The sequence below is a fragment of the Williamsia sp. z34 genome (assembly GCF_059553395.1).
Genome location: NZ_JCANWW010000002.1, coordinates 531180 through 543062 on the forward strand (window position 1 = coordinate 531180; position 11883 = coordinate 543062).

The following is an 11883-nucleotide window of genomic DNA, read 5'->3' on the forward strand; positions in this document are numbered from 1 at the left end:
TGGTCACACGGCAGTAGGGTTGTAAACGTGCAGCGACGAATCATGGGTATCGAAACCGAGTTCGGTGTCACGTGCACTTTTCACGGACATCGGCGGCTCAGTCCCGACGAGGTGGCGCGGTATCTGTTCCGCCGCGTGGTGTCGTGGGGCCGGTCGTCCAATGTGTTCTTGCAGAACGGGGCGCGCCTCTATCTCGACGTGGGCTCGCACCCCGAGTACGCGACCGCCGAATGCGACAACCTGCAACAGTTGATCGAGCACGACCGGGCGGGCGAGTTGGTCCTGGAAGACCTGCTGATCGATGCCGAGCGACGGCTGGCCGACGAAGGCATCGGCGGCGACATCTATCTGTTCAAGAACAACACCGACTCCGCGGGCAATTCGTACGGCTGCCACGAGAATTATCTGGTGGTCCGGGCCGGGGAGTTCTCGCGGATCTCCGACGTCCTGTTGCCGTTCCTGGTCACGCGGCAGTTGATCTGTGGTGCGGGCAAGGTTCTGCAGACGCCCAAGGCCGCGACATTCTGCCTGTCGCAGCGGGCCGAACACATCTGGGAAGGTGTCTCGTCGGCGACCACCCGTAGCCGTCCGATCATCAACACCCGCGACGAACCCCATGCCGACGCCGAGAAATACCGGCGCCTGCACGTGATCGTGGGGGATTCGAACATGGCCGAGACCAGCACGATGCTCAAGGTCGGGTCGGCGGCGCTGGTGCTGGAGATGATCGAGGCCGGGGTCGCGTTCCGCGATCTGGCTCTGGACAACCCGATCCGAGCCATCCGCGAGGTCTCGCATGATCTCACCGGCAGCCGTCCGGTCCGGCTCGCCGGCGGACGTCAGGCCACCGCGCTCGACATCCAGCGCGAATACCACTCACGCGCGGTCGAACATCTCAAGACGCGTGAGCCGAATCAGCAGATGACCCAGGTGGTCGACCTGTGGGGCCGGATGCTCGACGCGGTCGAGACCCAGGATTTCGCGAAGGTCGACACGGAGGTCGACTGGGTGATCAAGCGCAAATTGTTCCAGCGCTACCAGGACCGGTACTCGATGGAGCTGTCCGATCCCAAGATCTCGCAGCTCGATCTGGCCTACCACGACATCAAACGCGGGCGCGGCGTGTTCGATCTGTTGCAGCGCAAGGGTCTGGCCGCGCGGGTCACCACCGATGAGGCGATCGCGGCTGCGGTGGACACGCCGCCGCAGACCACCAGGGCCAAGCTCCGTGGAGACTTCATCGCGGCCGCGCAGAAGGCTGGTCGTGACTTCACCGTCGATTGGGTGCACCTCAAGCTGAACGACCAGGCCCAGCGCACCGTGCTCTGCAAAGACCCGTTCCGCAACGTCGATGAGCGCGTCGAACGCCTGATCGCATCTATGTGAAGGTCTGTGTCCTAGGCTGATCCCGTGGCGACCAACAAGGTTGAACGGCTGATGAACCTGGTGATCTGCTTGCTGTCCACCAGTCAGTATCTTTCCGCCGATCAAATCCGCAACAGTGTGATCGGATATCAGGATTCGAAGTCCGATGAGGCCTTCAACCGGATGTTCGAGCGCGACAAGAACGAGCTGCGCGACCTCGGTATCCCGGTGGAAACCGGCCGTTCGTCGGGATTCTCGTCAGTCGACGGCTACCGGATCAACCGGGCCGAGTACGAACTGCCCGATATCTCGCTCGACCCCGACGAGGCTGCCGCGGTGGCACTTGCCGCGGCACTGTGGGAATCGCCGGAGCTCGCGGCCTCCAGTCACAGCGCCTTGATGAAGTTGCGTGCGGCCGGCGTCCAGATGGATCCGGGATCGGCGTTCGACGAGAACTCCACGGCGATTCATTCGAGTGCCCCGCAAGGTATCGGGTCGCCTGCGGTGCTCGGTGCATTGCTCGCCGCGCTCGACGAGAACCGCCCGGTCCGTTTCGAGCACCGGCCGGGGCCGACGTCGCCCCATGTGACCCGGACCGTCGAACCGTGGGGTGTGGTCACCCATCTCGGGCGCTGGTATCTCGTCGGACATGACCGGGACCGCGGACAGACCCGTACCTATCGGCTCACCCGCATCCTGTCGGTGACCCCATTCGGCAGGGCAGGCGAACTGACCCGGCCCAGCAATGTCGATCTTCGTCAGATCGTCGCCGAAGCCGTCGATCGATCCGGACCGGCCGTCACGGCCCATGTCTGGGTGGCCGAGAACCGGGCCGCCGGTTTGCGCCGCATCGCGACGTCGTCGCAGCCCGGGAAACACGAGGGGCGGGCCGGCAGCATCCTGAGCATCGCGATGAGGTCGACCGATGGTCTGACCCGTCAGGTGCTCGGCGCAGGCACCGACGCGTTCGTCCTCGATCCGCCGGAACTGCGTGAGAACGTCATCGAGGAACTCGACATACTCAGCGAGGCGGCCCGATGAGTGCGGGAACCGATCGACTCAACCGCATGCTGGCCATGGTCCCGTACTTCTTGGCCCATCCCGGCGTCAATGCCGCCAAAGCGGCCGTCGACCTGGGCACCACACCCAAGCAGGTTCTCGAGGACCTGCAGCAGCTGTGGATGTGTGGCCTTCCCGGATACACGCCGGGCGACCTGATCGACTTGTCCTTCACCCCCGACAGCGTCGAGGACGGTGTCGCGGTGACCTTCTCGGCCGGCATCGACCGGCCGTTGAAACTGACCGGGTCCGAGGCCGCTCCGCTGCTCGTGGCCCTACGTTCGTTGATCGATGCGTCCGGGGTCGTCGATCCCGCCGCGGCCAGGCGAGCCATCGCAAAGATCGAGAACGCGATGGGATCGAGTCTCGGTGAGGCGGTCACCGAGACACCGGCCGACCTGTCCAAGACCGGTGACTCCGAAGCGGTGACCGCGGTTCGTGAGGCGGTCCGCGGCCACCGGGCGGTGCGGTTGCGGTATTACTCGGCCACCCGAGACGTCGTCGGAGAGCGGGTGGTCGATCCGATCCGCATCCAGGCGATCCAGGGTCGCGGGTATCTCGAGGGTTGGTGCCGGAGCAGCGAGGGCATCCGGCTGTTCCGCTTCGACCGGATCGAAGCGGCAACGGTGCTCGACGAGACCAGTTCGCCGCCGCCGACGACCGATGGCAGCGCCTTGGCCCTGTTCGACAGTGACTCCGACCTGCCCGAAGCGGTGGTCGAGATCGATCAGGACGTGGTCTGGGTTCTCGACTATTACCTGATCGAGCCTTTGGACCCGGACGGTCTGGCCGGTTCGCAGGGGCCGGTTGTCGCCACCATGAGGTACGGGTCGGCCGACTGGCTCATCCGATTCATCCTCGGCTTCGGTGGCAAGATCAGGGTCCGTGATCCGGAGATGGCCGACGAGGTCCGGGCACGGGCCACTGCCGCGCTGTCCATGTACCGCTGAACCTGACTTGTCCATCCGCTGACCGCTCGCTGTGAGGCCGTTGTTCGACCCGTTAGGGTTGGCCCGAGTCCGGTAGCATTGCGGAGGAACTCAACGGGAGAGGTAACTGCACAATGAATGCATTACAGCCATGGCACATCATTCTTGTGGTGGTCGTGTTCTTGATCCTTTTCGGATCGAAGAAGCTGCCGGACGCCGCGCGCGGTCTGGGACGTTCGATGCGCATCTTCAAGAGTGAGGTCAAGGAGATGCAGAACGAGAACAATTCGGACAAGCCCGCATCGGCGCAGACTCCCGAGTCGCGGCCACAGATCACTTCGGGTCTTGACGGAACACCGACGAATACCCCCGAATCCGAACGTCGTTCCGCCTGATCCTCGTCCTCGCCGTTCTGGTGGGTGGGTCACTTGTGTCCAGGTGACCCGCCTACAACCGACCCCTGAGTAGTCGACCACGTGCGCATACCTTTTGACCCTCGGCGCCGTAAGCGCAAGGTGAATCCTGACGGCACCATGTCGTTGGTCGACCACCTTCGCGAGCTGCGTAACCGACTGTTGATCTCTGTCCTGGCGATCGCCCTGACCACAATCCTCGGATTCGTCTGGTATTCGCACGGGTTTTTCGGCCTCTCGTCCCTCGGCGACCTGCTGCGCCAGCCCTACTGTGATCTGCCGGCGTCGTCCCGTGCCAATCTCACCGGCGACGACACGTGTCGCCTCCTGGCGACGGGCCCGTTCGACCAGTTCATGCTGCGCCTCAAAGTCGCTCTGACCGCGGGCATCGTCATGGCCTGCCCGATCTGGTTCTACCAACTGTGGCAGTTCATCACCCCCGGCATGGTCGAGAAGGAACGCAAGTACGCGGTCACGTTCGTCTCCTTCGCCGCAGCCCTGTTCCTCGCCGGAACGGCGCTGGCCTACCTGGTGATGGCGAAGGCGTTCGAGGTCTTGTTGACGATCGGCGACAACGTGCAGATCACGGCACTGGCCGGTGATCAGTACTTCAGCTTCCTCATCCACCTGCTGATCATCTTCGGTGTCAGTTTCGAACTGCCGTTGCTGATCGTCGCGCTGAACATGGTTGGCGTCCTGACGTATGCGCGATTGAAGGCGTGGCGACGTGGCCTCATCTTCGGCATGTTCGTCTTCGCGGCCTTCTTCACCCCGGGCTCGGATCCATTCACCATGCTGGCACTGGCCGGCGCGCTCTCGATCTTGCTCGAGATCGCCATCCAGGTCGCTCACCTGCACGATTACCGTAAAGCGAAGCGTGAGGCCCAGGAATGGGGCAACGTGAGCGACGACGAAGCCGCTCCGATCGATCCGGCAGGCCCGGTCGGGCATGTTCCTGATCCGGTGCAACCACCAGAACCGGTGTCGGCGACGTCCCGAGGCAGTGGAGCCGATCTCTACGATGACACTCTCTGAAACACGCACCGAACTCGAGAAGTTCGCCGGGCGACAGGCGTTTGCCCTTGATCCATTCCAACGTGATGCCTGCATAGCGCTGGAAGACGGTCATGGTGTCCTCGTCTGCGCGCCGACCGGCGCCGGCAAGACGATTGTCGGTGAGTTCGCGGTACACCTGGCGCTCGCCGGTGGGTCGAAATGCTTCTACACCACACCCATCAAGGCGCTGAGCAACCAGAAGTTCGCCGATCTGGTTCGCGCGCACGGTGCCGAAAACATCGGTTTGCTGACCGGTGATTCGTCGATCAACTCCCACGCCCCGGTCGTTGTGATGACCACCGAAGTGCTGCGCAACATGATCTACGCGAACTCACCCGCGCTGCAGAACCTGTCGCATGTGGTGATGGATGAGGTCCACTTTCTTGCCGACCGGTTCCGCGGAGCCGTCTGGGAAGAGGTCATCCTGCATCTCGAACCCTCGGTACGGGTGGTGAGTCTGTCGGCCACGGTCAGCAACGCCGAGGAATTCGGGTCCTGGATCCAGACCGTTCGCGGCGACACGACCGTCATCGTCGACGAGCACCGGCCCATCCCGCTCACTCAGCACATGCTGGTCGGCAACCGGTTGTTCGATCTGTTCGATCATCGCGACCCCAAGGACCCGAACAAGAAGCCGGCGGTCAATCCGGAGCTGACCCGCTACATCCGCCAACGGGAACTGGCAGCGCGGCGCGATGACGACTTCTCCATCCGCGGTCCACGGGGACGTGGTCAGCGAAGCGATCACCGTCGCAGCGGCGTCCGTCCGGTGTCGCGGCCCGAGCTCATCGCACGTCTGGATCGCGATGGCCTGCTTCCGGCCATCAGCTTCATCTTCTCGCGGGCCGGCTGTGAGGGCGCGCTGAGTCAGTGCCTGCGTTCGGGTTTGCGGCTGCTCGAACAGGACCAGGTCGAGCAGGTGAATCTGATCGTCGACAAGTATGTCGCCGAGCTGACCCCCTCGGACCAGGACGTGCTCGGTGTTCACAGCTGGCGGGAGGGATTGACACGCGGTTTCGCCGCGCACCATGCCGGACTGCTGCCCGCCTTCCGGCACGCGGTTGAAGAGCTGTTCGTCAAAGGTTTGGTCAAGGTTGTATTCGCCACCGAGACACTGGCTTTGGGCATCAACATGCCCGCCCGTTCCGTGGTGCTGGAGCGATTGATCAAGTACAACGGCGAGTCACACAACGACCTGACGCCGGGGGAGTACACCCAGCTGACCGGCCGGGCCGGGCGGCGTGGGATCGACGTCGAAGGCCATGCCGTGGTCGTCTGGACCGAGGACCTCGACCCCACCCGGGTCGCCGGACTCGCCGGTGCTCGTACGTTCCCGTTGCGCAGTTCCTTTGCGCCGGAATACAACATGGCCGTCAACCTGATCGGCCGTCTGGGACTGGCCGGTTCCCGTAACCTGCTCGACCGCTCGTTCGCACAGTTCCAGGCCGACCGGTCCGTGGTCGGACAGGCCCGGCAGATCGACACCGCACGCCGCCAACTCCGCAAGATCGAGGTGGAACTGGAGGCGCGGGCCGAAGGCCGCGGCCTCGACGCCGGCATCGACGGCTTTCTCGGGTACACCCGTCTTCGTGAAGAGATCCGGGCCCGTGAACGTTCGCTGAAGTTCGAGAACCGAATGGCTGTGCAGCAGAGCACGGTTGAAGACCTCGCCGCGCTCAAGCGTGGTCAGGTCATCGGCCTGGCCGGTGGTCGGCATCGTGGGCTGGCGGTGGTGTTGGAGCCCGCAACCGACTTGCGCGACCCAAAACCGTTGGTGCTCTGTGAGGACGGCTGGGCCGGTCGGGTCGGCCCGCGGGATTTCCTCAACCCACCACAGGTACTCGGCCACATGCGGCTGGCGAAGCAGGTCGATCGCCGTACCGGCCGGGGTCGTCGTGACCTCGCCTCGGCGCTGCGTTCCACGGGCATCGAGATGCCCCGCGGCAAGCAGACCAGGCGCACCCGGGCCGCCGATGACCCTGGCCTGAACCGTCTTCGCACAGAGTTGCGTGAGCACCCGGCGCATCAGATCCCCGCTCACGACGAGTTGTTCCGGCTCGCCGAACGCCGTAACCGGGTGTCGCGGGAGATCGCGGCACTCGAAGAATCGGTGTCGGCCCGCACGTCCACACTGGCCGTCAACTTCAATCGGGTCGTCGCGGTTCTCACCGAGTTGGGTTATCTCGAACAGGTCGAACACAAGTCGAACGGCGACATGACCGTGACGCCCGCCGGCGAAGTCCTGAGTCGGGTCTACAGCGAGAGCGATCTGCTCATCTGCGAGTGCATCCGCACCGGGCTCTGGGACCACCTCGGCGCAGCCGAACTCGCGGCCGTCGCCTCGGCGGTGGTGTACCAGTCACGCCGAGACTCGTACGGTGGCGCTGATCTGGTGACCGGTGTCTCCAGTGTGCGAGAAGCGTTGAGTCGCACGCATGCAGCATGGAAAGACCTGGCGCGTGTCGAGATGAGTCACATGGTGGAACCGACCCGCGAGCCGGATGCCGGTTTCGCCACGGCCATTCACCTGTGGGCGACCGGTCGCGGCCTGACCGAGGTACTCGCGGCAGCGGGCGAGCAGGGCACCTCTCTGCCTGCCGGAGATTTCGTTCGCTGGAGCCGTCAGGTCATCGACCTCCTCGAGCAGATGCGGGTCGCAGCCGGGCTCGGCGGATCGGATCGCTCGAAGCTGGCCCGTTCGGCGGCAGCGGCGATCACGGCGATTCGGCGCGGCGTTGTGGCTGTCGAACTCGGCTGAGCGCCCGCGAGTTTTCGCTGAGCGCCTGCCCGAACGGCAATAGGTTGTGCGGTATGTTCGGGGTTCGGAAGTCCTGGACTTGCGATCGCGCGACGCGAACAGGTGGAGGGAAATACATGAGCGGGCCCAACGACCCGAACAACCAGGGTGGCGGTTCCGCACCCGGGCAGTGGCAACCAGGACAAGGGCAGCCAGGGCAAGGGCAACCGGGTCAGGGTTCTGACCCGTGGAACCAGCAGACCTACGGCTACCCGGCCGGCGGCCAGCCGCCGCAAGGTCAACCCGCCCAGCATGGTTGGGGCCAGCAGCCTCCGCAACAGCCCGGTCCATACGGTCAGCCGGAGCAGTACGGTCAGCCCGGTCAATACGGCCAGCCGGGACAGCCTCCTCAGTACGGACAACCAGGTGCACCGCAATACGGCCAGCAGCCGCAATACGGTGCGCCCCAGGGTCAACCGGGCCAGTACGGCCAACCCGGCCAGCCGGATCAGTTCGGGCAGTACGGCCAGCCGGGGCAGTTCGGGCAGCCCGGTGGCGACCAGTTCGCGGGTATGACACCACCGAAGAAGTCGAAGAGGCTGCCGCTGATCATCGGTGCCGCAGTGGTCGGTGTCGCCGCCGTCGTCCTGGCGGTCACCGCATTCTGGCTTCCGGGATTCGCCGTGACGAAGGTTCTCAGCCAAGACGCGGCCCAGAAAGGTGTGGCGTCGGTTCTGGAGAACGACTACCAGGCCAAAGACGTCGAGAACGTCCGGTGCCCCGCCGATCAGGAGATCAAGAAGGGCAGCAGCTTCACCTGCACCGCGACCGTTGCCGGCGCGAACCAGCAGGTCAAGATCACGTTCCTCGACGATGAGGGCAAGTACGAGGTCGGTCAGCCGACCACCCAGTAGGCAGTTCGGACGGCCGGTGGACGCGTCAGCCCATCTGCCAGCCGAGTGCCTTGCCCAGTCGGCCGATCGATGAGCCGATACCGAGTTCTTCGATCAGGTCGGCAAGCGCTGCGGGGTCGGCGGGTGCGGCGGGGAGGCGACCTTCGGTGTCGCCGATGATCTCCGCGTCGGTCTTGACGAACACAACGGTGCGGGCCCCGCGCAGGTAGTCCGCGCCCTCGGCGAGCGACTTGCGTTGACGCGGTGAGATCCGCTTGTCGCTCGTTGTCGATGCCGCGCGTTCGAGTTCGTCCAGGTTTCCGAACTCGTGAAGCAGCTTCGACGCGGTCTTCTCACCGATGCCCGTCACCCCTGGCAACCCGTCCGACGGATCTCCGCGCAGGATCGCCATCTCGGCGTAGGCCGAACCCGGATTCGCTGTTGGTACGTCGTACTTCTCGGCGAGTTCCTCCGGCCCGAACATCTCGGCCTTGGCCAGGCCGCGTCCCACGTACAGCACGCGCACCGGAACCGGGTCGTCGGAAACCACCTGCAGCAGGTCGCGATCACCGCTGACCACCACCACCGGATCTTTGGCTTCGGAGTCGGCGAGGGTTCCGATCACGTCGTCGGCTTCGCAGCCCTCCGCTCCCGCCGTGGCGATCCCGGCAGCGGCCAGAACTTTCATGATCATGTCGACCTGAGGTGTCAGGGTGTCCGGGACCTCTTCAGACCCGTCGCTCGCACCTGCGGCCACGCGATGCGCCTTGTACGACGGGATGAGATCGGTGCGGAAGGCCGGCCGCCAGTCGAGGTCCAGGCACACGATCAGTCGTTGCGGATGCTCCCGGGTGACCAGAGAAGCGATCATGTCGACGAATCCGCGGACTGCGTTGACCGGACGCCCGTCGGGTGCCGTCATCTTCTCGGGCAGGGCATGAAAGGCCCGAAACCAGAGGCTGGCACCATCGAGCAACATCACTGGGGCAGTCATGCCTAAACCATGCCAGATCGGCGCCGATCATCGGAGCACTGCGGTCAGGTGGCGCTGCGTTCGTCCGAACCCAGGACATCGAGCACGGCCAGTTGCGACTCGGCATCGCCGGTGAGCGGCTGACTCGAAGGACCCTGTCGCAACGCGATTTTCACGTCGGCCCGACTGATGTTCGCCGGGGCCGTCGAGGCCACGAAGGACAAGAGCAGGTCGATGAAGCGGTTCGGGTCATCCCGGAACGGAAAATGACCGGCCTTGTCGAAGATGACCATCTGAGAGCCGGGCATCGCGCTGTGGAGCATATGGGCGTGCTGCACCGGGATCACCTGATCGTCCGAGCCCCACACGATCAGGGTCGGGATACCGGCGCTCAGGTAACAGCGGTCGAGCATGGTGACCACCTGACCGCGCCAGTCGACAGCTGATCGCAAGGTCCGGGCGAAGACCTCGGCCGATCCCTTTTCCGGCATCCGTTCGAGCACCCGGACGATCTCGTTGTTGTCACGGAACAGTGCAAACGGCAGACGATCGCGCAACGTGCGCGAAGCCGTTGCAAATGCGGAGAACACTCCCGGGACCGAGACCACCCCCAGGGCGTACTCGGAGAAAGGCAGTGACAACGCTCGCAGGACCGGATTGACATCCTTGGTGACACCGCCGGTGCCCACCAGCACCAACCGTTCGACCATCTCGGGGAACTGATACGCGAACTGCCCGGCCACACCACCGCCGAGTGAATGACCGACGATCGTCACCCTTTCGATGTCGAGGTACGTCAACAGATCGCGCATTCCGTTGGCAAAAGCGGGTACCGAGTAGTCGGCACGTGGACGGTCCGAGAAACCGTGTCCGAGAAAGTCGGGTGCGATCACCGTGTATTTCTCGCTGAGCTGCGTGAACACAGGTTCCCAGGCCAGGGAGTTGTCGCCGATTCCGTGCAACAACAGCAACGCCGGACCCGAGCCGGCCATCCGATAGGCACGCTTGTATCCATGCAGGTTTGCGAACTGGACCTGAGAATCATCGGTAGGAACAGCCCGTAGTCGACGTCGGACGCCTTCGCGGTCCACGGTGACCTCCTGGGGGTATGTTCAGAACTGATATCTTCCGTTGCCTGCATTCTCCGCGTAAAACGGTGTTTTCGCCCGGTTAGAGATCGCTCATTGCATGTTGTGATTCGACTGGAACACACCTCCGCCGCGTTGTGACACGCGTCCGGCGGCCGGCCACATCACGAGCGGTGCGACCGATAGCCTTGAATCCATGGCAGATCAACGATTCTCGGCAGCGGTGTACAAGTCACGTCTGGATCGGGCGCAGGAGCTCACGGCGCAAGCGGGCCTGTCAGCGCTGTTCATCACTCCCGGACCCGACCTGCGGTATCTGACGGGCTCTCGGGCCAGCACATTCGAACGGCTCACCGCCCTGGTGATCAGTCCGGGCCGGGCTCCCGAAGTAGTTGTGCCACGGCTGGAGTTGGCGGCGCTGCGCGAGTCGGCCGTCGGCGAACTCGGCTTGACCGTCCACGATTGGGTTGACGGCCAGGATGCCTATGCACTCGCAGTTGTTGCTGCCGGAGGAGCAGGCGACCGATACGCCGTCTCCGACGCGACGCCTGCGCTGCACACGGTCCCACTGGCAGGCCGATGGGGCGGCGCACCAGAACTCGCCACTGCTGTCCTGCGTGAATTGCGGATGATCAAGGACGACGCCGAGATCGACGCGTTACGCCGGGCCGGCGCCGCGATCGACCGAGTACATGCGCGGGTCGGGGAGTGGCTCAAAGCCGGTCGCACCGAACGTGAGGTCGCTGCGGACATCGACGCCGCCATTCTCGCCGAAGGGCACACCCGAGCCGAGTTCATCATCGTGGGATCCGGCCCCAACGGTGCCGACCCCCATCACGAGGTGTCGGACCGGGTGATCGAGGACGGCGACATGGTTGTCGTGGATATCGGCGGACCGGTCGCGCCGGGATACAACTCCGATTGCACCCGAACCTACTGTGTCGGTACACCTTCCGATGTCATCGCGCGTCAGTATGAGTGGCTGCAACAAGCCCAGCGGGCCGCTGTGGCCACAGTGCGCCCCGGCGTCACCGCCGAGGAGGTCGACGCCGCGGCCCGGGACGTATTGGCAGCCGCCGGACTCGCCGACAAGTTCGTTCACCGCACCGGTCACGGCATCGGCCTCTCGGTTCATGAAGAGCCGTATATCGTTGCGGGCAACAACATTCCGCTGCGTCCGGGCATGGCATTCAGCATCGAGCCGGGCATCTATTTCCCCGACAGTTGGGGCGCACGCATCGAAGACATCGTGGTCGTCACCGAAGATGGCTGCGAAGCGTTCAATTCCCGACCACACGAGCTGAAGTCGGTCTGATCCAGGCCTCAGATCGGCTCGATCAGTTCGGATAAATGTTCGACTTATTGAGCCC

General features: G+C 64.3%; 10 protein-coding genes. 8 read left to right on the top strand and 2 right to left on the bottom strand.

The window, feature by feature from the left end:
* Positions 1-27: 27 nt before the first annotated feature.
* The 7 genes from pafA to AC51GT_RS06850 all read left to right on the top strand — a co-directional run bounded on the left by pafA (position 28) and on the right by AC51GT_RS06850 (position 8473).
* Positions 28-1386 (top strand): Pup--protein ligase, encoded by a 1359-nt coding sequence (gene pafA, locus AC51GT_RS06820; protein ID WP_496325529.1) that lies wholly within the window; start codon positions 28-30, stop codon positions 1384-1386.
* Positions 1387-1410: 24 nt separating this feature from the next.
* A complete protein-coding gene (locus tag AC51GT_RS06825; RefSeq protein WP_496325530.1) occupies positions 1411-2406 on the top strand; it encodes a helix-turn-helix transcriptional regulator in 996 nt (331 codons plus the stop codon).
* Complete coding sequence (locus AC51GT_RS06830) at positions 2403-3374, top strand: helix-turn-helix transcriptional regulator (RefSeq protein ID WP_496325531.1); 972 nt, start codon at positions 2403-2405, stop codon at positions 3372-3374. Before AC51GT_RS06825 ends, AC51GT_RS06830 begins: the two co-directional genes overlap by 4 nt.
* Positions 3375-3487: 113 nt before the next feature.
* Positions 3488-3748, top strand: a complete 261-nt coding sequence (gene tatA / locus AC51GT_RS06835) for a Sec-independent protein translocase subunit TatA (protein ID WP_496325532.1) — start codon at positions 3488-3490, stop codon at positions 3746-3748.
* A gap of 81 nt (positions 3749-3829) precedes the next feature.
* Positions 3830-4801 carry a twin-arginine translocase subunit TatC gene (tatC, locus tag AC51GT_RS06840; RefSeq protein ID WP_496325533.1) on the top strand — a complete coding sequence of 324 codons (972 nt, stop codon included), beginning with the start codon at positions 3830-3832 and terminating at the stop codon, positions 4799-4801.
* Positions 4788-7580: a DEAD/DEAH box helicase gene (locus AC51GT_RS06845; protein ID WP_496325534.1), complete on the top strand. Its 2793-nt coding sequence runs from the start codon at positions 4788-4790 to the stop codon at positions 7578-7580. Before tatC ends, AC51GT_RS06845 begins: the two co-directional genes overlap by 14 nt.
* 116 nt (positions 7581-7696) lie before the next feature.
* Positions 7697-8473, top strand: a complete 777-nt coding sequence (locus AC51GT_RS06850; protein WP_496325535.1) for a DUF4333 domain-containing protein — start codon at positions 7697-7699, stop codon at positions 8471-8473.
* A gap of 25 nt (positions 8474-8498) precedes the next feature.
* On the opposite strand, the gene AC51GT_RS06855 is transcribed toward AC51GT_RS06850, so the two are convergent.
* Both AC51GT_RS06855 and AC51GT_RS06860 read right to left on the bottom strand, forming a co-directional pair.
* A complete protein-coding gene (locus AC51GT_RS06855) occupies positions 8499-9431 on the bottom strand; it encodes a 5'-3' exonuclease (protein WP_496325873.1) in 933 nt (310 codons plus the stop codon).
* Positions 9432-9490: 59 nt separating this feature from the next.
* The gene (locus AC51GT_RS06860) at positions 9491-10516 is read right to left on the bottom strand and encodes an alpha/beta fold hydrolase (protein WP_496325536.1); all 1026 of its coding nucleotides are present in this window, start codon (positions 10514-10516) and stop codon (positions 9491-9493) included.
* Between the two features lie 193 nt (positions 10517-10709).
* Between AC51GT_RS06860 and AC51GT_RS06865 the strand changes: the two genes are divergently transcribed.
* On the top strand, positions 10710-11828 hold the full coding sequence (locus AC51GT_RS06865) for a M24 family metallopeptidase (protein WP_496325537.1): 1119 nt from the start codon (positions 10710-10712) through the stop codon (positions 11826-11828).
* Positions 11829-11883 lie beyond the last annotated feature (55 nt).